Raw genomic sequence first — 21588 nt, forward strand, 5'->3', positions numbered from 1 at the left:
AGAGACCGGCCACTACGCGGACATCACGAGCGCCGTGACCAGCATGACGACCAGCGCGCCGGCCAGCAGCAGGGCGCCGAGCGCGGCGAGCGCGGCCTTCACGACCTCCTTGAACGGCGCGATCATCCCGCCGAACAACCGCACGAGCACCACCATCACCAGGATCATCAAGACGATCAGCGCGCTCAGCGTGCCGTCCTGGTCCGCGGCGGAATTTGACAGCAGGGAGTCCAGGGTTAATGTGGTCATGGTGGCTTCTTTCTGCAGGCAAGTGGATGTGAGCTGCCACTGAAGTGAAATGCCCTGACTGCACCCTCGGCGGCCACCGAGGGTGTTGTCGTCTGTGCCGCCGTCTGCCGGTGTGCCTCCTTCCGAAATAACGTTCGGATAACTTCTGTCTTCAAGCTAAACTTCAGTCTGAACTGAAGCAAGACACTCACGAGTGCGAGTATCTGCGTTCAGTGAAGACTGAAGTTTCGACTGAAGGACTGCGATGGCTGACGACGGCAAGCGGCTCGGTGCGCGCCTGCGTGCGCTGCGCGAGACCGGATTCGCTGACCGGGCCGTGACCCAGGGAGTGGTCGCCTCCGCGCTGGGCCGCAGCGTTCCGCTCGTCTCCTCCTGGGAAAAGGGCAAGGCGCAGCCGTCCGAGGAATGGCTGAACGCCTACGCCCGGTTCTTCGCCAGCCCGCGCTCGCTCGCGGACGGGCACCCGCGGCTGCTCACCCGGCAGGACCTGCGCGACGACGAACTCGACCGCTTCGAGGACCTGTTCCGGGAGCTGCTCCAGCTGCGTACGGCCGGGCCGAACCAGCCGCCGAGCCGGTCGAGGTCGGACGAGCTGACCACCCGGTCGCCCTGGGAAGGCATGTGGCACTTCCCGGACCAGTCCTCCATCACGCTCGTCTGCGCCCGGCTGCCCGCCAACCTGCGCGCCAGCGACACCTACACCTCACCGGAGAGCCCGGACTACGTCGAGCTGTACGGCTACTCGGACCTCGACGCCCTGATAGAGCTCTACGGCCACGTGTACGCCGCGAACCCCGGGGTCTCCGTGCGGCGCAAACTCGCCGACGAGCTGACCCAGGACGACGTCACCAACCACCTCGTCCTTCTGGGTGGCGTCGACTGGAACCCCATGACGCGCCGGGTGATGCAGTCGTTGGAGCTCCCGGTCGCACAGGACCGTCGCGAGGGCAGCGATCCGGACGTCGGTTCCTTCCGGGTAGTGGACCAGGACGGCAACGCGACGGTCTTCCCGTCGAGGCTGGAGGTCGACCCGCCGGGCCAGCGGCTGATCGAGGACGTCGCCCAGTTCTGCCGCGCGCCGAACCCGTTCAACCGGAAGAGGTCGGTCACCATCTGCAACGGCAACTACGGCCGGGGCACGTACGCCGCCGTGCGTACCCTCACCGACCCGCGATTCCGCGACCGCAACCGCGCCTACATCGAGCAGCGGTACCGGCCCGAGGACACGTACAGCATCCTGGCCCGGGTCAGCATCGTCGCCGGCGAGGTCATCACCCCGGACTGGACCCTGCCCGGCACGGTCCTGCACGAGTGGTCGAACGCGGGATGACCGCCGCCCTGCAACTACCCGCCGTACGGGCCGTGGGACACCGCTACTCGCACGGCCACCTGCTCGCGCACCCGACCCAGGTCACGCCCGGTGACGTGCCCGCCATCGTGGTGCCGACGGTCCGCAACCCGGCCACCATGCGCGACTCGATGCTCCTGGCCCGGGAACTCCAGCGGCCGATGATCGCGCTGTGCAGCCGCTGGTCGTCCGCGGAGGTGGTGCGCAAACAGGCGCAGCTCCTCGACGCGCCGGTCGTCGCCGTCGACGTCACCGACCAGGCGAAACTGCCGAACTTCAGCTGTGACACCCTGCTCGCCGCGGAGAAGAAGCTGAACCGCGCCAACGACGTCAGCATCAAGCGCAACCTCGGCCTTTCCGTGGCCCGCATGCTGCGCTGGCAGCGGATCGCCTTCCTCGACGACGACCTCACCGGCCTCCGGCCGGAGGCCATCCGCGCCGCCGGCGGCCTGCTCAGCGACTACAACGTCTCGGCGATGCGCAACGTCGGCTTCCCCGACAACTCGGTCGTCTGCCACGCCCGGCGGGAGGTCGGCCTGCCGCAGGACGTCTTCGTCGGCGGCGGCGCCATGGCCGTACGGGTCAACGCGCGCACCCCGTTCTTCCCCACCGTCTACAACGAGGACTGGCTCTTTCTGGTCGGCCGCCGCAACGTCGAGCAGGTCGCCGTGCACGGGCGGGTGACGCAGGAGCCCTACGACCCGTACCTGTCGCCGGAGCGGGCGCGCTCCGAGGAGTTCGGCGACTGCCTCGCCGAGGGCCTCTTCTCGCTGTCGGAACACGAACGCCCCATGCAGGCCGCGGACGAGCGGTTCTGGCGCGCCTTCCTCGACAACCGGGTCGCCATGATCGATGAAATCCTGGCCCGGCTCGACCGGAGCCGCCCGGACGAGCGGCGTACCCGGATAATCCAGGCGCTGAAGGTCGCCCGCGGCCGCTGCCAGATCATCGATCCGGCGTTCTGCGTGCGGTACCTGACCGCCTGGCAGGCGGACCTCGATGTCTGGAAACGGTTCCAGGCCGGCCTGCCCCGGCACGCGGACCCGGTCGCGGCGTTCGCGGCCCTCGGGCTCAAGGCGTACGTGCACCTGCCCGCCACGTAGACTGGCCCCTCGTGAGCCTTACCATCGGGATCGTCGGCCTGCCCAACGTCGGCAAGAGCACCCTCTTCAACGCCCTGACCAAGAACGACGTGCTCGCCGCGAACTACCCGTTCGCGACGATCGAGCCCAACGTCGGCGTGGTCGGGCTGCCCGACGAGCGGCTGACGAAGCTGGCCGAGGTCTTCAACTCCGAGAAGATCCTGCCCGCCCCGGTCTCATTCGTCGACATCGCCGGCCTGGTGCGCGGCGCGTCGAAGGGCCAGGGCCGCGGCAACGCCTTCCTCGCGAACATCCGCGACGCCTCGGCCATCTGCCAGGTGGTCCGCGCCTTCTCCGACCCGAACGTGCTGCACGTTGACGGCAAGGTCGCCCCCGCAGACGACATCGAGACGATCAACACCGAGCTCATCCTCGCCGACCTCCAGACGGTCGAGAAGGCGCTGCCGCGCCTGCAGAAGGAAGCCAAGCTGAAGAAGGACCGCCTGCCGGTGGTCGCGGCCGCGGAGGCCGCCTTCAAGCTGCTCGACGAGGGCACCACCCTGTACGTGGGCGCGAAGGCGGCGGGCATCGACCTGGACCTGCTGGCCGAGCTGCACCTGCTGACCACCAAGCCCTTCCTGTACGTCTTCAACGTCGACGAGGACGAGCTGGGCAACGAGGCGTTCCTGAACGAGATGCGCGCGCTTGTCGCACCCGCGGAGGCGGTCTTCATGGACGCGAAGATCGAGTCCGAGCTGATCGACCTCCCGGACGACGAGGCGATGGAGCTGCTGGAGTCGACCGGCCAGACCGAGCCGGGCCTCAACCAGCTCATCCGGGTCGGCTTCAACACCCTCGGCCTCCAGACCTACCTGACCGCGGGCCCGAAGGAGGCCCGCGCCTGGGTGATCCCGGTCGGCGCGACCGCACCCGAGGCGGCCGGCGTGATCCACTCCGACTTCCAGCGCGGCTTCATCAAGGCCGAGATCGTCAGCTACGACGACCTGATGGCGGCGGGCTCCATGTCCTCGGCCAAGGCCGCCGGCAAGGTCCGCATGGAAGGCAAGGACTACATCATGAAGGACGGCGACGTCGTCGAGTTCAGGTTCAACGTGTAGTTCCGGGCTTCCCCCGGCCGAGCCGCGTACCGGTCAAGAGTCCGGAGGGCCTGAGGGCGAGTCGACGCGGCTCAGGAGGTTACTGATGCGCGCGACTGCCCGAGGGCTGCCGATCGTCTGTGCCGCGGTGAGGCTGGTTTCGAGTACCGCCTTCGCCGCATCGAGCTGACCCGCGGCCAGCAGGAGCTCGCCGAACGTCGCCCCGACGATGGCGATACCGTCGGGGCGTTGGAGCCGATTGAGGATTTGAAAAGCTTCGGCCAGATGGTCGGCCGCTGACTGGTATTCCTGCTGGGTGAGTTCGATCTGTGCTTGGCCCCATTTGGTGGAGGCTGTGCCTTCGATGTCGCCGAGCCGCTCAAAGACCGGTAGCTGCTCTTCTCGGCGGATGCGGAGTGCCTCGTCGTATTCGCCTCGCTGGTACAGGATGTCGGCGATCTTGCCCCAGGTGACCGCGGTCGAGCGGGCGTCGCCGAGCCGTTCGTAGACCGGCAGCTGCGCTTCCTGGTAGATGCGGAGCGCCTCGTCGTATTCGCCCCGCTGGTACAGGATGTCCGCGACCCGGCCCCAGGTGATCGCGGCCTCGCGGGTGTCGCCGAGCCGTTCGTAGACCGGTAGCTGCTCTTCTTGGCGGATGCGGAGTGCCTGGTCGAAGTCGCCCCGTTGGAAGAGGATGTCGGCGACCTTGCCCCAGGTGACCGCGGTCGAGCGGGCGTCGCCAAGTCGTTCGTAGACCGGTAGCGCCTTTTCCTGGTGGATGCGGAGTGCCTGGTCGTATTCGCCTCGTTGGAAGAGGATGTCGGCGACCTTGCCCCAGGTGATCGCGGTCGAGCGGGCGTCGCCGAGTCGTTCGTAGACCGGTAGCGCCTTTTCCTGGTGGATGCGGAGTGCCTGGTCGTAGTCGCCTCGCTGGTACAGGACGTCCGCGATCTTGCCCCAGGTGACCGCAGCCTCGCGGGTGTCGCCGAGCCGCGCATAGACCGGCAGCTCCACTTCTCGGCGGATGCGGAGTGCCTCGTCGTATTCGCCTCGCTGGTGCAGGATGTCGGCGACCTTGCCCCAGGTGACCGTGGCCGAGCGGGTGTCGCCGAGCCGTTCGTAGACCGGCAGCTGAACTTCTCGGCGGATGCGGAGTGCCTCGTCGTATTCGCCCCGCTGGTACAGGATGTCGGCGACCTTGCCCCAGGTGACCGCGGTCGAGCGGGTGTCGCCGAGCCGTTCGTAGACCGGCAGCGCCTCGTCCTGGTGGATGCGGAGTGCCTGGTCGTATTCGCCCCGTTGGAAGAGGATGTCGGCGACCTGACCCCAGGTGACCGCGGCCGAGCGGGCATCGCCGAGGTGTTCGTAGACCGGCAGCTCCACTTCCCGGCGGATGCGTAAAGCCTCGTCGTACTCGCCCCTTTGGAAGAGGATGTCGGCGACCTGGCCCCAGGTGACCGCGGCCTCGCGGGTGTCGCCGAGCCGTTCGTAGACCGGTAGCGCCTTGTCCTGGTGGATGCGGAGTGCCTGGTCGTATTCGCCCCTTTGGAAGAGGATGTCGGCGACCTGGCCCCAGGTGACCGCCGTTGAGCGGGCGTCGCCGAGCCGTTCGTAGACCGGTAGCTGCTCTTCGTGGCGGATGCGGAGTGCCTCGTCGTAGTCGCCCCGTTGGAAGACGATGTCGGCGACCTTGCCCCAGGTGGCCGCGGTGGCGCGGGTGTCGCCGAGCCGCTCATAGACCGGCAGCTCCACTTCCCGGCGGATGCGGAGTGCCTCGTCGTAGTCGCCCCGTTGGAACAGGATGTCCGCGACCTTGCCCCAGGTGACCGCGGTCGAGCGGGTGTCGCCGAGCCGTTCGTAGACCGGTAGCTGCACTTCTTGGCGGATGCGGAGTGCCTCGTCGTATTCACCCCGCCGGAACAGGATGGCCGCGATCTCGCCGTCGATGGTCGCAGCCTCCCGTTCGGAGCCGGCGGCGGTGAACAGCTGGTGAGCTCGGCGCAGCAGCTGCTCGGCCTGCTGGGGGTCGCCGCGGGTGACCAGCCGCCGGGCCTGCTCGCCGAGCGTGCGGGCGAGATCGAGTGGATCAGCGCGAGATTCGTAAGTGCCGGCCATGCTCTGGACCGCCCGCTCGAGCAGAGCGTCGGCGGTGTCACCGTCACCGCTGGTAGCGGCGGCGGTGGCGACCCCTCGAAGCAGCACCGCCGGCACGGGCATCCCGTGGCGGTCGAGCAGCGCGACAACCTCCGAGCCGAGCCTGGCCGCGTCGATCGCCGGCCCGGTCCGCAGGGCTTGCACCGCCTCGGCGGCGCAGGAGGCGGCCACGGTCGGCTGGTCGGCGAGCAGAGCGAGACGGGTGAGCTGCAACGCCAACAGCGGATCCCGAACGCTGCGGGGCGCCGGCCCGCCCCACGCGGTGTGCAACGGCTCCACCACCGCGGCAGCGGTCTCGGCCTTTTCGTCGGCGGTCAGTGGGGTGAGCCTGCCGGCGGTCAATGCGTTCACCGCGACTGCCGGCCGGTCCGGCTGGTACCCGTCGGGAAAGACGTCGGCCAGGCCGAGTCCGCAGAGCCGCTCAGCCGAGCCGCCTGTGCGTGTGGCCAAGACCTCCGCGACCGCGTCGGGCACCGGCAGGTCGAAGACGGTCAGCTGCCGCAGCAGCGCGGTGTGGGCCGGTCCGGCCTGGTCGATCAGGGTGTCCAGGGCCAGGTTTTCCAGGAACTCGCGTACCTCGGTGTCCGAGGGCAGCCGGCCTCGGTCGAGGTAGGCCTCCATCCCGGCCACCGCCGTTTCTGCCCGTGCGGCGTCGACCGCCTGGCTGTAGACCAGCCGCCCGCCGATCAGATCCTGCAAGCCGGGATTGCCCCGGCTGACCGCCACCGCCCGTTCCGCGAGCTGCTGGCGTTCCTCTCGCAGCTGGTCGGTGGTGCGGGCCTGCTGCCGGCGGGCCAGTTTGCGCTGGGCCACCGCCGACAACGGCTCCAACTGCACCGCCTCCAGGCGGTCCTGCAACCCGTCCAGGGTGAACCGGAACCGGCTGGTCACCACCAGCCGGCTGTCCGTCACATCCGGGCTGAACGCCCGCAACACCGCGGCCAGCACCGGCGCCACCCCGGCCGCGACCCGGTGCAGGCCGGCTGGATCCGGCTCCAGGATCTGCTCCAGGTCATCCACAATCAACAACAGCGGCCGCTGCCCGTCGGCCGTCTGGGCGCACGGCCCGGACAACAGATCCACCAGCACCGACTCCAACGCCTCCGGCCGCTGCCGCACCGCCGACAGACCTTGCTCGATCAACTCTCGGGCGGCCGGGTTGGTCTGCACCGCCACCGCGATCGCGTCCAGCACACCCAGAGCGCTGTAATCGCCGAACACCACCGCCACCGCCCGATCGGTGAAACGGTCCGCGATCCGCGCCGCAAGACTCGACTTACCCAACCGGCCCTGACCGTGCAACAACACCCCGGCCCGCTCACCGGCACGCAACGCCTGCAACGTCTGCCGCAACTCGCGGCGCCGGCCCACGAACATGCTCGGCTCCGCCACCGGCACATGCTGCTTCTTCTTGTCCAGGAACGTCTTGGTCGCGTGCCCGGCCGACAACAGCGTCCGCTTACGTGTCCCGGACACCACCGGCCCGCCCCCGTCCGGACCCAGCCAGACGCGCGCCAGATGCCAGTCCTCGCGCAGCCGCGGGTTCGGCGAGGCCAGGACCGCCCGGCGGGCGTCACCGACCGCCACCGCCAACGGCGCCCGATCCCGCAACCGGCGATACAACTCCTGCGCGAACAGGATCGCCGCGCCATCGGTCACCGACCCATCCCAGCCGATCACCGCCGGCACCCCCGCCGCGACCAGCCCGGTCGCCATCGAATGCGCCACCACCCCACCCGCACCCACCGCCGCCCCGGCACGCCGGCCGGGACCAGCCGGTAGATGCCCGTCGGTGTCCGCACCGGTCGCTGTCAGGCACGCCGACACGAACACCAGCCGGGTCTTCCCGTCGACCAACCGCACCAACTCCGGCGCCGCCGTCGGGCGGCCCTGACCGAGCTCGTCCTCCATCAGCAACACCGGCACACCCGCCACACCCGGCCCGGCCCGCCAGTTGTTCACCCCGTGACACGACAGGTGCACCACCGGCATCCCACCCAGATCCGCCAGCCGATGACCCAACTGCACCGGATCCCCGGTGTCCTCCACGACCAGATCGATCCGCGGATCACCCACCGCGTCCAGGATCGCCGACTCCTCCGCCTCGAAATCCAGCTCCACCTGCCCCCGCGGCGACGACGCCATGAACATCACACCCAGACGAAACCCGTCCAAGGCTGTCGGCCCTTCTGGGTTCCCCAGCCGGCGCACCACCTCGAACCGCGACAACTGGTCCGCGGCCAGGAAACCCCCGTCCGGGCCGGCCAACACCTCGAACGGGGCCCGTAGCACCGCCCACGCCGCATCCGAAGGCCGCCGCGGCCCCTGCACCTCGAACACCACCGGCGCGCCCGCCCGCTCCAACAGCGTGCTCAACTGCCGATGATCGCCGTCCAGCCAACCGAACAGCTCCTGGCCCAACCCGACGAACTCCGCGTCGTCGGCGGCCGAATACACCGCCCGCACATACCGGTCCGCGAGCTCGCGCAACGTCCGCGCATCCTCAGGCCCCAGCAACCGGCGCGGCCCGACCCGCTCTCCGCCAGCCAGAACCTCAAAACCCGCGTCGTCAACCACGAGACCGTTGATCACTAGTTTCGCCTCTCGCCGTTACCAGCAGCCACCGCACCCTAGAAGCAGACGACCCCGGAACACGACCCCCCGACCGTTTACATCCGAAACCGGACCCGGACGGCCGGAGGCCTTCGTACTTCTCGCGGACGCAACGGGCCGAGTTGATTCGGGTGCGCCCGGTCCATCCACTGTGGTCTCGGCCGGATGGCTCATGGGATCCGCCGTCTGCCCCTAGAATCGGCCGATGACGACCGTGGTGGTTGCCCCGGAGCGGCCCGTGCCATCGCCTCGGCCGGGCATCTTTCTGGCCGGCGGCATCAGCGGGGTGCGTGACTGGCAGCGCGAGGCGATCGACTACCTGCGGCCCTTGTGGCCGGCCATCTACAACCCGCGGCGCGTGAATTTCCCTATGGGGGACGACGCCGAGGGCGTCCGGCAGATCCGCTGGGAATTCGACCAGCTCGCGGCCGCCGCCGCGATCCTGTTCTGGTTCTCGTCCGAGACGACGCAACCGATCGCGCTGTACGAACTGGGGCGCTGGGCCGCCTCCGACAAGCCGCTCGTGGTCGGCGCCGATCCGGGCTACGAGCGCCGGTTCGATGTCGTCCAGCAGCTTGGGCTCGCCCGCCCCGGCCTGACGGTGCACGCCGACCTCGCATCCACCTGCGCGGCGACCTCGACTACCAAGAGCACCTGGTCAGGCGCGTAGCCGTGGAGTGGGAGTTCGAGGGCGAGATCATCGAATGGCGCGGGCCGGCGCCGTTCTACTTCGTGGCCATGTCCGAGGACGGCAGCGCCGAACTCAAGGAGGAGGCGCGGTCGCTGATCTACTGGGGCCAGGTGCCGGTGCATGTCGTCATCGGCGGCACGGAGTTCACGACGGCGCTCTTCCCCCGGGACGGCCGCTACCTGGTTCCGCTCAAGGATGCCGTGAGGCGGGCCGAGGGCATCGGCGAAGGCGACGTCGTGACGGTGATCCTGCGCCCTGCCCGGCGAGACGCCACCGCCGGTTGACGTTCGGATGACGGGCCGACCGGCGTGGTCCGGCCGTGCCGCTGCGCGCTGATCATCTCGTCGGGCCGGGCACCAGCCCATCCAGATCGAGACTGCTTCCCGTTGACCTGAAGGTGGGTTGAGGTCCTAGGTTCGGGCGGTGAGCGTGGAGAGTGAGACCCGGACGGCCGGCATCCTGCAAGTCCCTTACGCGTTGACCACCGTCGGCACCTGGAGCCTGGTCTTTCTGGCCGCGTTCGAGTCGCTCGCGGTTACGACGATCATGCCGATCGTCACCGCCGACCTGGATGGGCGTGGGCTCTACGCCCTGGCGTTCTCCTCGACGCTCGCCGCCGGGGTTGTCGGCATGGTGGCGTTCGGGTCGTGGGCCGACCGGCGCGGGCCGGCCGTGCCGCTGCTCGCCTCCGTGTGCATCTTCGCGCTCGGGCTCGCCCTGGCCGGCACCGCGACGGCGATGCCGGTGTTCGTGGCCGGGCGCTTCCTACAGGGTCTCGGCGCGGGTGGCGAGACCGTCGCGCTGTACGTGCTCGTCGCTGCGGTCTACCCGGCGGGGCTGCACATCAAGATCTTCGGGGCGTTCGCGTCCGCCTGGGTGCTGCCGTCGCTGGTGGGGCCGTTCGCGGCCGGGCTCGTCGCCGACGCGCTCAGTTGGCACTGGGTGTTCCTCGGCGTGCTCGTCCTGGTCGCCGTGGCGACCGTGCTCGTGCTGCCGTCGCTGCGCGGCCGCGACCGGGCCCGCGCCGATCGGGTGCCGCCGTCGGCCGCCGATGCGCGACGGGTGGCCGAGGCGGCCGTGGTGTCGGTCAGCGTGGTGGTGCTGAGCTCGCTCGGTGAGTTCGAGCCGGCGACGGCCTGGCTGTTGGTGCCGGTGATTCTGCTGGTCATCGGGGTCGCGCTGCGCAATCTGGTGCCGCCCGGCACGCTGCGGATCAGGCGGGGGCTGCCGGCGACCGTTGCGATCTGCGGCGTGGCCGGCGGGGTGTTCTTCGGCACCGAGGCCTTCCTGCCGCTGCTGTTGCACGACCGCTACGGCCTGCCGGCCTGGCTCTCCGGCGTCACGTTGACGGCGGGCGCGATCTCGTGGGCGCTGGCCTCGGCGGTGCAGAGCCGGCTGGGCGATCGGCTCGATCCGGGTACGGCGATCCGGGTCGGCGCGGTGCTGCTCGCCGGCGGGGCGATCATCGAGTGGGCGACCGCGGTGCTGCACCTGCCGCCCGCGGCGGCGACGGTCGGCTGGTTCGCGGCTGGCGCCGGCATGGGCACCTTGTATCCGCGGATCAGCACCCTGGTGCTGGCCCTCTCGGCGACGGGGGAGCAGGGCTTCAACACCGCGGCGAAGAGCATCACGGACGCGGTGGGCGGCAGCGCGGCGCTGGCGGTCGGCGGCCTGCTGTTCACGGTCCTGTCGTTCGGCGGTGCGTTCGCCTTCACCAGCCTGCTCGGGGTGGTGGTGATCCTCATCGGGCTGCGGGTGGGCAGGGCCTGAGTCAGCGCAGCGCCGGGAAGACCGTCGCGGCGATCAGTGCGCCTACCAGCGCGCCGACGACGACCTGGGGTGTCGTGTGTGCCGACAGGCGTACCCGGGACCAGCAGGCCAGCAGCGCCACCGGCACGCCGGCCAGGGCGACCGGGCCGTACACGGCGACAAGCGTCGCCACCGTGCCGGCGGCGACGCCCGCGTGGATCGACATCTTCCACCAGTGCGTCACCACCGCGAAGACCAGCAGGCCCGCGCCACCCGCGGCCATCAGCGCCGGTATGTCGCCGGGGGCGCCGAGCAGCACCAGCGCCGGCAGGCCGACCGCCAGCGAGGCGATCCCGAACAGCAGCGGGCCACGGCGGTGTTCCCGTTCCGGGATGTGGTGGCTGGTCAACCGTCCGGTCCGGACGCCGCGCAGGACGTACGCCAGGGGGATGCCGGCGGCGAACAGCGCGCCGGGCAGTCCCCACCAGCGCGACACGCCGGGCTCGTCGCCGGCGTGCCAGCCGACCGCCAGCATCAGGCCCGCGACCAGGACGGCGGGCGCGAGCACCTCGGAGGTGATCCGGGCCAGGCGATCACTGGCGAGGGTCCCGGCGGTGGTCACGGCCCCATGATGGCAGGGTCGTCAGGTCAGTGCGGCGGCGACCAGTTCGAGGTGGTCGAGCGAGACCTGCATGCCGGCCTCCATGCCGGAGTTGACGTGCGCGTCCCGGTCCGCCTGGTCGCGGTGCTCGACGAGCATCTCCATGAACGTGCGGCCGTCCTTCTCGATCAGGGTCGTCGTGACCAGGGCCGCGTGCTCGTCCGGGTCGGGGATGCCCTCGTACGCCTCCGTGTTGACCAGGCGCTCGGGCTCCTGGATCTCGTGGTAGACGCCGTGGAAGGCCACCTCGAAGCCGCCCTGCGCCTCCATCACGTAGCGCCAGGCGCCGCCGACCCGCAGGTCGACCTCGGCGATCGTGACGGTGCCGTGGTCGCCGCTCCACCACCGCTTGATGAGCTCCGGCGTGGTGTACGCCCTCCACACCAGGCGTGCCGGCGCGTTGAACTCGCGGGTGATCAGGATCTGGTTGTCGGCCGGCAGCGTGACCTTGGCCGTGCCCTTACCGGTGGTCGTCATCTGCTTCCTCCGCCTTCTTGAGCTCGTCGAGTACGTCGTCCATGAGGTCGAACCGGGTGTTCCACGACCGCTCGTATCCGCTGAGCCAGTCGTGGATGGTCCGCAGCGGTTCCGCGTTGAGCCGGTACATCCGGTGCCGGCCCTCGTCGCGGACCCGCACCAGGTCAACCTCGCGCAGCACGCGCAGGTGCTTGGAGACCTGGGGCTGTGCCAGCCCGAGCAGGTCGACCAGGTCGTTGACCGGCCGCTCGCCGGCCGCGAGGAGGTCGAGGATCTGCCGCCGCCGGGGCTCGGCCACCGCGTTGAAGGCGTCCGTGGTTGTCGCCGCTCGTGCCATGGGTCGATCGTATACCCATAACGGCATACGTCAAGCCGGTACGGCGTCCCACCAGGGCGGGAGCGTCGCCGGGGTCCAGTCGCCGGGCGGCCGGAAGTCCAGCCGGCTGCCGTCGAACGGGAACGCCGCCGCGTCGACGAGCCCGGTCACCCGCCCGCCCTCGGCCCGGACGGCCGCCGCCTCCGCCGGGTCCAGCGCCGCCAGGTCCTCCTCGTCCTTCAGCCGCCAGCCCCGGTCGGCGCCGACCAGCACGTCGAGCGACTGGTCGCGGGTGTCCACCCCGCCGGGCCAGCGCCGGGCCGGCGTCTCCAGGTTGACGTACCAGCCGGCGAACGTGCCGTCGGCGAGCCAGTTCCACGAGACCGAATGGGCGGCGCCGGGCGGGATGAGCAGCAGCGAGCGGAAGCCCCGGTGGTGGCTCGGGCTCAGCATGGTGGGCATCGCGACCTCGGCGGCGATGCTCAGGTGGCGGGTCGGCGCGCCGGCCAGATCGGTACGCCGCATGGTCTCGGTGCCGATGTCGCTCCACAGCAGCAGCCCGTCCGCGTCGTCCGCGACGACAAGAGCGGCCTGCGCGGCGGCGATGCGGCGGTCGGTGTGCAGGAAGCGCCGGACGACCGGTTGCCCGGGTTCGAACGTCACTCGGCCGGTAGGTCCTCAGTCGTCATGTGGATCACCATTGCACGCCGGACCGGCCGAACCGGTCATTGCTTCGAGGGCCGCGGCGAACCGGCGCAGGTCCATGCCCTCCAGGTGATCGAAGATGTGCCGCCGCACGCTGGCCAGGTGATCCGGCCAGGCCTCCCGCAGCCGGGCGAGGCCGGCGTCGGTGAGCACCGCGTTGGAGCCACGGGCGTCCCGTTCGCAGCGGATCCGCCGCAGGTAGCCGAGCGACTCCAGCTTGCTCGCCAGCCGGGTCATGCCGCTCAGCGACATGTCGCAGGCCGCGGCGAGCTCGCTCATCCGCATCAGCCGGTCCTCGGCCTCCGACAGGTGCCGCAGGGCGGTGTATTCGCTGAGGGACATGCGCTGGTCCCGCTCGAGGTCGGCGTCGAGCAGGCGCGGCAGGACCTGGATCAGCCGGCCGAAGGCGCGCATGACCGCCTGCTCCTCGCCGCTGAGCGGCACGGGCGGGACGGCGGACACGGCACCGATGGTACGGCGTCAGCAGGCGACCCAGACCCGGTCCATCTTCGAGCCCCAGGAGCAGGTGTCGAGGTTCTTGCCCGCGGCGTCGCGCAGCGTCGCCTTGTCGCCGGTGTTGTTCCAGATGTAGTTCCCGCTGCCCCAGCGCACGACGCGGCCGCTGCTCGTGCCCTTGCCGGTGTGCAGCCAGATGCGGCCACCCTTGGCGGCGATCGTCACGTTGCCGAACGTGTACACGTGGTTCGACGCGTCGCGGATCGTGTAGCGGCTGAGATTGACCGGCTTGGCGCCGCTGTTGATCAGCGAGATCCACTCGTTGTTGAGGCTCGCGTTGCTGCGGGTGTCCTTGCCTGGCGAGTCGTACTGTGCGCCGTGGAAGCGCAGGCTCGGTGTCGCCGCCGGTGCCGGGGCGCCGATCGCGAGCGAGCCGGCGATCGCCGTGGTCGCCGCCGCGAGGATGCTGATCGTTCTGCGCACCGTACCTCCATGTTTCGTGGGTGTGCGGGAATTCTCTGCCCGCGCGCGGGCCGGTCGGGGACGGGGAGTGCGAGCTCCCCCGCGGTGTCGGATAGCCGTCGCAAGGCCGGTGGTCATCCTTTCGGGCACGGCTCTGACGCTGGTCTTGCGAGCTACCCGAAGCACAATGCTTTGGTGCTAAACCAGACATCTAGTGATTCCTGGCAGCATCTACTCGAAACGCCGCGAAAGTCGCTGTGGGCGCGGCTGCCATTCGGCGTACGGATGGCTACTGCCGGGCTCGGTGCTCTCATGGTCGTGGCCGGTTCGGCGGCGGGTATCGCCGCCCTGACGAGCACGGACACGCGAGTGGTGAACGCCGTCGGTAGCGATTCGTCCGTCGTCGAGCTGCCGCCGGCCGGCGACGCGGAGCTCGGTGCCCAGAAGGCCGCCGGCCACGCCGCCGACCGGAAGGCCGCCGCCAAGGACGCGGCCGGCCGGGTACGCGCGGCCCGGAGCACGGGTGAGCGGAGGCCGGGCCTGCCGAACTCCGCCCGTGCGGCGGTGCCGGCGGACGACGGCCGGTCGACGCCCGGCGAGGCGGATCGGAGCGGCACCCGGACGCCGCGCCGGACGGCACCGAGCGGCCGGAACCCGGCCACCGTGGGCGCCTCGGCGGGCGGATCGGCCGGGCCGGCCGGGCCCGCGGGCCCGGTGGTGCACGTCGAACGGGTCTCGGAGTCCGAGGCGATCCCGTTCCGGACCAGGCTGATCAGGGACCCGTCGATGCCGCCTGGCAGCCGGCGGATCCAGACGCCGGGCATCCCCGGCGAACGGGTGCTGCACTACGAGGTGACGTTCACCGGCAGCAGGGAGACGGGCCGCCGGCTCATCGACTCGAACGTCACCCGCGAGCCGCAGCACCGGGTGGTGGCCTTCGGCAACCGGCGCGTCACCGGCCCGTTCGGCGGCGGGCGCGACGGCCGCCGGGAATGCCAGCTCCGCCTCGGGCCGTGCATCGGCCTGGCCCGCGGCACGGCCTGCGTCGACGGCAGCGGCGATCAGTCCGAGAAGGACCTCATCGACGGCGACCTGAGCCTGCTCACCGCCGCCGACATCGACGAGCTCCAGCTCACGCTGCCCTGCGTGGTGGTGCCGAAGGGCGACCCGAAGGACGACCCGAAGAAGGACGCGGCGAATGAACCCGTGGCGGCCGCCACGCCGGATGCCGCGGCGGGCGACCGGCGATCGGATGGCAAGCAGGGGTAATCCGCCCGGCCCCGGCGGACCGTGCGGCAGGATGACCGGGTGGCGTTGAGCGATACCAGGTTGCAGGAGCTCGCCGCGGCCCTGGCCGAGGTGCCCGGGGTGACCGGCGTCCTGCTGGGCGGGAGCCGGGCCCGGGGCACGCACACCCCGGACTCCGACACCGACCTGGGCGTCTACTACCGCGCACCGCTCGACGTTCCGGCGCTGGCCGGGCTGGCCCGGGTCTTCGGCGGCCCGGCCGCCCGGGTCACCTCGCCCGGCGAGTGGGGGCCGTGGGTGGACGGCGGCGGCTGGCTGACCGTGGACGGCGCGGCCGTCGACTGGATCTACCGCGACGTGAGCCGGGTCCGGCAGGCGTGCGAACAGGCGGAGCTGGGCCGGTACGCGTTCCACGCGCAGGCGGGCCACCCGCTCGGCGTGCCGGACTTCGCGTACGCGGGGGAGGTCGCCCTCGGGGTGATCCTGGCCGATCCGAGCGGTGAGCTGGCGGCGTTGCAGGAGCGGGCCCTGGTCTTTCCGCCGGCGCTGGGCGAGAGCCTGGTCGCCGGCCTGTGGGAGGCCGATTTCCTCGCCGGGGTGGCACGCAAGGCGGTGCCGCGCGGCGACTCGGCCTACCTGGCGGGCTGCCTGTTCCGGCTGGTGGGGGTGTGTGCGCACGCGCTGCACGGCGCGGCCGGGCGCTGGCTGATCAATGAGAAGGGCGCGGTGGCCGCGGCGGCCGCCCTGCCCGGCGCGCCGCCGCACTTCGCCGAGCGGGTCGACGCCGTCTTCGCCGATCTCAACGGCGACCCGATGCGCCTCGCCGCGGCGCTGGACGCCGCCGTCGACCTCGTTCTGGACACCGCCGACGCGTGCGCCATGATGACGCGATGACAGCCGACGAACCCACGATCCTCGCCACGAGCGCCGGATTCCGCCGCGGCCGGTACGGCCTGTTCGACCTGCGGGTCGGGCCGATCCACCACTTCGCCGCGGAGCTGGCCAACGCCGGCGAGACGGCCAAGATCTGCTTCCTGCACCAGGCGATCGGTGACCCCGTCGACTACATCGGAGCGACCTACGCGGCGTTCGCCAGGACCCGCTACCGGGCCTCGCACCTGCAACTGTTCCCGATGCCGAACCACGACGACATCCGCGCGCACCTGCTCGACCAGGACGTGATCTGGGTCAACGGCGGCAGCGTGGCCAACCTGGTCGCGGTCTGGCGGGTGCACGGCATCGAGGAGATCCTGCACGAGGCGTGGCAGGCCGGGGTCGTGCTGGGCGGCGTCTCGGCCGGTTCGATCTGCTGGCACCAGGGTGGCAGCACCGACAGCTTCGGACCCGAGCTGCGGGCGTTCACCGACGGGCTGGGCTGGCTGCCGTACAGCAACGGGGTGCACTACGACGCGGAGGAGCAGCGCCGGCCGATGATGCACAAGCTGATCGGCGACGGGACGCTCGGCGACGGCTACGCGACCGACGACGGCGCCGGGCTGGTCTATCGCGGCACCCGGCTGGCCGAGGTCGTGGCCGACGCGGAGGGCCCGCGTGGCTACGAGCTCAGGCGGGCAGCGGACGGCTCGGTGACCGAGACGCCGCTGCCCACCCGCGTGCTCGACTACTAGGGCAGGACCCACTTCTGGTTCGCCGCGCCGAGGCAGTCCCAGATGTGGATCTGCTGGCCGTCGGCCGGGTTGTTCTGACTCACGTCCAAGCATCTGCCGGACTGCGGATTGCGCAGGGTCTGGTCGGGCTGGGCCGACCAGTTCTGCGCGCCGCTGCCGTTGCAGGTGTACAGCTGCGCCTTCGTGCCGTTGGCGGTGCCGCCGCCGGCCACGTCGAGGCACTTGCCCAGCGCCTTGACCGGGCCGTTCGGGGTGACGGTCCACCGCTGCGCGCCGGTGCCGTTGCAGGTGTAGAGCTGGATCTTGGTGCCGTTGGCGGTGCCGCTGCCGGCCACGTCGAGGCACTTGCCGGCCAGCCCGACTATCGGGCCGGTGCGGTCGGCCGGCGGCCCGCCGAGCTCCTTGATCCGGACGTTGCGGAATGAGGCGTCGTCGCCGTCACCGTGGTTCTGCAGGCCGATGTGGCCGGCCAGCGAGCGGACCGGGTCGGTGTTGGTGAAGTCGTTGATCTTCGTGCCGTTCAGGAACACCTGGAGGCGTTCGCCCTCGACCAGCAGCTCGTAGGTGTTCCACTCGCCGGGCGGGTTGAGCGCGGCGTCGCGGGCGGCGAGGTCGGCGGACTTGAACGTGTACACCGAGCCGGTGGTGCGGTCCGCGGCGTCCGTCGCGTCGATCTGCACCTCGTAGCCGTTGTTCACCGCCGACCACGGGTCCGTCGACGGCGGGAAGCCGATGAACACGCCCGAGTTGTCGTCGCCGGCAAGCCTCCAGTCCAGCTTCAGGGAGTAGCTGGTGAACTGCTTGGCGCTGTACCAGAACAGGCCCATGCCGCCCACCGAGGTGAGCGTCGCGTCGCTGTTGGTGAAGCTGCCCGGGCCCGCCTGCGACCAGCCGCTGGTCGAGCCGTTGTACAGCGTCGTGTAACCGGTCTCCGGGCGGCAGTCGGCGTTGGCCGCGCGGGCCGCGTACCGGATGCCGCCGAGCAGGTGTGCCCGGAAGGCCGGGTCCGCGTAGGACTCCTGGGTGTGTCCGCCGCCGGTGTAGAAGGACCGGCCGGCGTCCAGCGTCTTGCACCAGACGTGCGGGTGGTCGGCGCCCATGCCGCCGCCCGTGTACGAGCTCTCGTCCAGGGTGGCCAGCACGTGTGCGGTGGAGCGGGGGTTGGTGCGGTAGTTGTACCACTCGTCGGTGCGGTTCCAGCGCTGCGGCAGGTGCGCGGTCGCGGCGTGCCCGCGGTCGCCGACCACCACCGCGGCCGGCTGGATCGCCGGGTGCGACGCGAACCATGCGCCGACAAGCTGGCCGTAGAACGGCCAGTCGTACTCGGTGTCGGCGGCGGCGTGCACGCCGACGTATCCGCCGCCACCGCGGATGTAGCTCTCGAACGCGGCCTGCCGGGTGTTGTCGAGCACATCGCCGGTCGTGTTGAGGAAGACGACGGCCTCGTAGCCGGCCAGCCCGGCCGCGGTGAACACCGCCGGGTCCTCGGTCGCGGTGACCGAGAAGCCGTTTGCCGCGCCCAGGTCACGGATGGCCTGGGTGCCGACCGCGATGGAATCGTGCCGGAAGCCGGCGGTGCGGGAGAAGACCAGCACGTCGTAGGGGTCGTCGGCCACCGCCGCTGGGGCGGGCAGCAGCATCAGGGCGGCTAGCAACTTGCCGATCATGGCAGCACCCACTTCTGGTTGGCGGCGCCCAGGCAGTCCCAGATGTGGATCTGCTGGCCGTCGGCCGGGTTGTTCTGACTGACGTCGAGGCATCTGGCCGACTGCGGGTTGCGCAGACTGCCGTCGGCGTTGGCGGCCCAGGTCTGCGCGCCGCTGCCGTTGCAGGTGTAGAGCTGTGCCTTCGTGCCGTTGGCGGTGCCGCCGCCGGCCACGTCGAGGCACTTGCCGAGCGCCTTGACCGGGCCGTTCGGGGTGACGGTCCAGTTCTGCGCGGCGGTGCCGTTGCAGGTGTACAGCTGGATCTTGGTGCCGTTGGCGGTGGCACCGCCGGCCACGTCGAGGCACTTGCCGGCCAGCCCGACGATCGGGCCGGCCCCGGTGTTCAGCGTGAACGCGTCCACGTCGAACAGCGCGCCGGTGCCGCCGGCGAAGGTCAGGTACAGGGTGCCGGTGCTGGCCGGCGCGCCGCTGACCGTACCCGTGACGTCGGTGAAGGTCTCCCAGCCGCCGGTCACCGGCACGGTGGCCGAGCCGAGCACCGTGCCGGTCGGCGACCCGGTCCGGAGCTGGAGCGTGCCGCCGGCGCCGCCGGAGGAGACCCGGGCGGTGAAGGACGTGACGTTGCTCAGCCGGTACGGCTCGAACGCGATCCAGTCCCCGTTGTTGATGTTGCCGACGGTCTCGCCGCCCTCGGCCTGTGTCTTGCCTATCGGGTCGACCCCGGACGCGGTCTTGAAGTGCTCGGCCTGCCGGTGCCGCGGTTGGAGCGTGTGCTGGGTGTGCGTGGTCAGGCCGCCCGCGTCGGTGTACTCGGCGTCGAAGACCGCGAAGATGTTCGCCGCCGAGTCGTGCTCGCCGTCGACCGGGATGGTGATCGAGCCGGTGCAGCCGTTCTGCGAGGTGATCTGGTGGCCGTGGCTGTCGTGGCCGAGTACGTAGGTCATCTTCACGGCGGCACAGTTGATCGAGGCGTCCTCGGGGTCGGTGACGGTGATCGAGAACGGGATCGTCGCGCCGTACGAGAAGAGCGAGCCGTTGAAGGGGCTGTTGATCTTTACGGTCGGCGCGGTGTTGCCGACCGTGATCGTCACGTTGGCCGTGCCCGTCAGGCCCTCGGCGTCCCGCGCGGTCAGGGTGACCGTGTACGTCCCGTTGGCCGTGTAGGTCTTCGACGGGTTCGCGGTGCCGGCGCTGGTCCCGTCGCCGAAGTTCCACGAGTAGGTAAGCGCCCCACCCTCCGGATCGGAGGATCCGGCCGAGGAGAAGGCGACCGTCAGCGGCGCCTGACCGGACGTCGTGCTTGCGCTGGCCACCGCGGTCGGCGCCCGGTTCGAGCCCGCCAGGTAGTCGAAGCGGTACAGCGCGGAGTTGGCGTCGCCGTTGAAGTAGCCGGTGCCGTAGTCGAGGACGTAGAGCGAGCCCTCCGGCCCGAAGGCCATGTCCATGACCTGCTTACCTACCCAGGGGAAGCTCGAAATCGCACCGACCGAGCCGTCCGTGCCGACGTGGATCGGCTTGATCCAGCCGCGGCCCAGCTCGCCGGCGAAGAAGTGCCCGTCGAGGACCTGCGGGAACTTGGTCGGCGAGGCCAGGTTCGCGTCGTAGCGGTACACCGGGCCGGCCATCGGTGACTCCGAGCCGCCGCCGAATTCGGGCGGGCTGCCCGTGTCGCCCGCGTACCGGATCCAGGCCGGGCGGGCCGGCGGGAGCTTGGTCAGTCCGGTGTTGCGGAACGAGTTGTTCGTCGGGCCGCCGGCGCAGTCGAACTTGGGGCCGGTGGTTCCGGTGGCGAAGTTCCACTCGTTGTAGGTCTCGGTGCTGGTGTTCGTGCCGGTGCAGTACGGCCAGCCGTAGTTGCCCGGGCTGGTGATCCGGTTGAACTCGACCTGGCCGCTCGGACCGCGGTTCGGGTCGGTGGCACCCGCGTCGGGGCCGTAGTCGCCGAGGTAGACGACGCCGGTCGCCTTGTCGACGCTCATCCGGAACGGGTTGCGGAAGCCCATCGCGTAGATCTCGGGCCGGGTGTTCGCCGTGCCGGGCGCGAAGAGGTTGCCCGCGGGCACGGAGTAGCTCCCGTTGGCGTTCACCTTGATCCGCAGCACCTTGCCGCGCAGGTCGTTGGTGTTGGCGGCGCTGCGCTGCGCGTCGTAGCCGGGGTTGCGGTTGGTGCGCTCGTCGATCGGCGAGTAGCCCGCCGAGTCGAACGGGTTGCTGTCGTCGCCGGTGGAGAGGTAGAGGTTGCCGGCCGCGTCGAAGTCGATGTCCCCGCCGACGTGGCAGCAGAGGCCGCGGGCGGCGGGCACGTCCAGGACGTCGACCTTGCTGGCCGTGTTCAGGGTGAAATCGGCGTTGAGGGTGTATCGGGAGAGCCGGTTGACGCCGGTCCAGGCGGTCCAGTCCGAGCCGGTGGCCGGCGCGTCGCCGGCGGGGGTGCTCAGCGGCGGCGCGTAGTAGAGGTAGATCTGCCGGTTGGTGGCGAAGCCGGGGTCGACGCCGACGCCCTGGAGGCCCTCCTCGTCGTGGCTGTACACCGCCAGCGTGCCGACGACGGTCGTGGTGCCGTTCCGGTCGGTGCGGCGCAGCGTGCCGTTGCGGGCGGTGTGCAGCACCGAGGAGTCGGGCAGCACGGCGATGGCCATCGGCTCGCCGACCTCGGCGACCCCCTTGGCGAGCGTCACCTGCTGGAAGTCGGCGGGGTTGATGTCGTGTGCCTGGGCGGGCGCGGCCGTGGCGACCAGGGTCGCGGCGATGAGCAGCGCGGCACCCGCTGCACATCTAAATCTGGGCATGTTTCGATGTCTGACGGACATAGGGGTCCAGTCCCTTTCCTGACGTAGGGGAGCTGCCAGGTTTGGGCTACCTTGCGCCGATACGCCGAGCCCTGGCCAGGCGCCGAGAACCCGGGGATGATCTCGCCGCCTGTTACTTGGATGTAACAGTGTGCAAACGTTAGTAACTTACGACGCGGCTGTCCATACTTTCGTC

The 21588-nt window shown here is 70.6% G+C and carries 19 protein-coding genes; 9 read left to right on the plus strand and 10 right to left on the minus strand.

Going from position 1 to position 21588, the window contains the following annotated elements; translation table 11 throughout:
- Positions 1-12 precede the first annotated feature (12 nt).
- Positions 13-249 (minus strand): hypothetical protein, encoded by a 237-nt coding sequence (locus tag BJ971_RS02260; RefSeq protein WP_184989239.1) that lies wholly within the window; start codon positions 247-249, stop codon positions 13-15.
- A gap of 244 nt (positions 250-493) precedes the next feature.
- Between BJ971_RS02260 and BJ971_RS02265 the strand changes: the two genes are divergently transcribed.
- The 3 genes from BJ971_RS02265 to ychF are packed head-to-tail and all read left to right on the plus strand — an operon-like array spanning position 494 to position 3797.
- The gene (locus BJ971_RS02265; protein WP_184989242.1) at positions 494-1579 is read left to right on the plus strand and encodes a helix-turn-helix domain-containing protein; all 1086 of its coding nucleotides are present in this window, start codon (positions 494-496) and stop codon (positions 1577-1579) included.
- Positions 1561-2700 (plus strand): hypothetical protein, encoded by a 1140-nt coding sequence (locus BJ971_RS02270; protein WP_184989245.1) that lies wholly within the window; start codon positions 1561-1563, stop codon positions 2698-2700. The genes BJ971_RS02265 and BJ971_RS02270 overlap by 19 nt, the downstream gene beginning before the upstream one ends.
- Before the next feature lie 11 nt (positions 2701-2711).
- On the plus strand, positions 2712-3797 hold the full coding sequence (ychF, locus tag BJ971_RS02275) for a redox-regulated ATPase YchF (RefSeq protein WP_184989248.1): 1086 nt from the start codon (positions 2712-2714) through the stop codon (positions 3795-3797).
- A 33-nt stretch (positions 3798-3830) separates the two neighbouring features.
- On the opposite strand, the gene BJ971_RS02280 is transcribed toward ychF, so the two are convergent.
- Entirely contained in the window at positions 3831-8522 is a 4692-nt protein-coding gene (locus BJ971_RS02280) for a tetratricopeptide repeat protein (RefSeq protein WP_184989251.1), read from the minus strand.
- Positions 8523-8748: 226 nt separating this feature from the next.
- Between BJ971_RS02280 and BJ971_RS02285 the strand changes: the two genes are divergently transcribed.
- The 3 genes from BJ971_RS02285 to BJ971_RS02295 all read left to right on the plus strand — a co-directional run bounded on the left by BJ971_RS02285 (position 8749) and on the right by BJ971_RS02295 (position 11004).
- Positions 8749-9213 (plus strand): nucleoside 2-deoxyribosyltransferase domain-containing protein, encoded by a 465-nt coding sequence (locus BJ971_RS02285; protein WP_184989254.1) that lies wholly within the window; start codon positions 8749-8751, stop codon positions 9211-9213.
- Between the two features lie 2 nt (positions 9214-9215).
- Positions 9216-9518, plus strand: a complete 303-nt coding sequence (locus tag BJ971_RS02290) for a DUF1905 domain-containing protein (protein WP_184989257.1) — start codon at positions 9216-9218, stop codon at positions 9516-9518.
- Between the two features lie 139 nt (positions 9519-9657).
- Positions 9658-11004, plus strand: coding sequence for an MFS transporter (locus BJ971_RS02295; protein ID WP_203709518.1), 1347 nt, complete (start codon positions 9658-9660; stop codon positions 11002-11004).
- A 1-nt stretch (position 11005) separates the two neighbouring features.
- Here BJ971_RS02295 and BJ971_RS02300 read toward each other — a convergent pair whose 3' ends face one another.
- Genes BJ971_RS02300 through BJ971_RS02325 form a run of 6 tightly spaced genes read right to left on the minus strand, consistent with a single transcriptional unit; the run spans position 11006 to position 14081 of the window.
- The gene (locus BJ971_RS02300) at positions 11006-11605 is read right to left on the minus strand and encodes a phosphatase PAP2 family protein (protein WP_184989260.1); all 600 of its coding nucleotides are present in this window, start codon (positions 11603-11605) and stop codon (positions 11006-11008) included.
- Between the two features lie 21 nt (positions 11606-11626).
- The gene (locus BJ971_RS02305; RefSeq protein WP_184989263.1) at positions 11627-12121 is read right to left on the minus strand and encodes an SRPBCC family protein; all 495 of its coding nucleotides are present in this window, start codon (positions 12119-12121) and stop codon (positions 11627-11629) included.
- Entirely contained in the window at positions 12105-12458 is a 354-nt protein-coding gene (locus BJ971_RS02310) for an ArsR/SmtB family transcription factor (protein WP_184989266.1), read from the minus strand. The genes BJ971_RS02305 and BJ971_RS02310 overlap by 17 nt, the downstream gene beginning before the upstream one ends.
- Positions 12459-12488: 30 nt before the next feature.
- Complete coding sequence (locus BJ971_RS02315) at positions 12489-13100, minus strand: ribonuclease FAU-1 family protein (protein ID WP_184989269.1); 612 nt, start codon at positions 13098-13100, stop codon at positions 12489-12491.
- Between the two features lie 15 nt (positions 13101-13115).
- Positions 13116-13604, minus strand: coding sequence for a MarR family winged helix-turn-helix transcriptional regulator (locus BJ971_RS02320; RefSeq protein ID WP_239087672.1), 489 nt, complete (start codon positions 13602-13604; stop codon positions 13116-13118).
- 18 nt (positions 13605-13622) lie between these two features.
- The gene (locus BJ971_RS02325) at positions 13623-14081 is read right to left on the minus strand and encodes a lamin tail domain-containing protein (RefSeq protein WP_184989271.1); all 459 of its coding nucleotides are present in this window, start codon (positions 14079-14081) and stop codon (positions 13623-13625) included.
- Between the two features lie 291 nt (positions 14082-14372).
- On the opposite strand from BJ971_RS02325, the gene BJ971_RS02330 reads away from it, so the two are divergent.
- From BJ971_RS02330 to BJ971_RS02340, 3 genes are read left to right on the plus strand one after another with little or no spacing between them, the layout of a single operon-like run.
- Positions 14373-15329, plus strand: a complete 957-nt coding sequence (locus BJ971_RS02330) for a G5 domain-containing protein (RefSeq protein ID WP_184989275.1) — start codon at positions 14373-14375, stop codon at positions 15327-15329.
- Between the two features lie 39 nt (positions 15330-15368).
- Entirely contained in the window at positions 15369-16202 is an 834-nt protein-coding gene (locus BJ971_RS02335; protein ID WP_184989278.1) for a nucleotidyltransferase domain-containing protein, read from the plus strand.
- On the plus strand, positions 16199-16936 hold the full coding sequence (locus BJ971_RS02340; protein ID WP_184989280.1) for a Type 1 glutamine amidotransferase-like domain-containing protein: 738 nt from the start codon (positions 16199-16201) through the stop codon (positions 16934-16936). Before BJ971_RS02335 ends, BJ971_RS02340 begins: the two co-directional genes overlap by 4 nt.
- On the opposite strand, the gene BJ971_RS02345 is transcribed toward BJ971_RS02340, so the two are convergent.
- Positions 16933-18603 carry a ThuA domain-containing protein gene (locus BJ971_RS02345; protein ID WP_184989282.1) on the minus strand — a complete coding sequence of 557 codons (1671 nt, stop codon included), beginning with the start codon at positions 18601-18603 and terminating at the stop codon, positions 16933-16935. The two genes, BJ971_RS02340 and BJ971_RS02345, sit on opposite strands and share 4 nt — an antisense overlap.
- Positions 18600-21392 carry a PQQ-dependent sugar dehydrogenase gene (locus tag BJ971_RS02350; protein WP_239087673.1) on the minus strand — a complete coding sequence of 931 codons (2793 nt, stop codon included), beginning with the start codon at positions 21390-21392 and terminating at the stop codon, positions 18600-18602. The genes BJ971_RS02345 and BJ971_RS02350 overlap by 4 nt, the downstream gene beginning before the upstream one ends.
- Positions 21393-21588: the final 196 nt, after the last annotated feature.

This window comes from Amorphoplanes digitatis (genome assembly GCF_014205335.1).
Taxonomy (GTDB): domain Bacteria; phylum Actinomycetota; class Actinomycetes; order Mycobacteriales; family Micromonosporaceae; genus Actinoplanes; species Actinoplanes digitatus.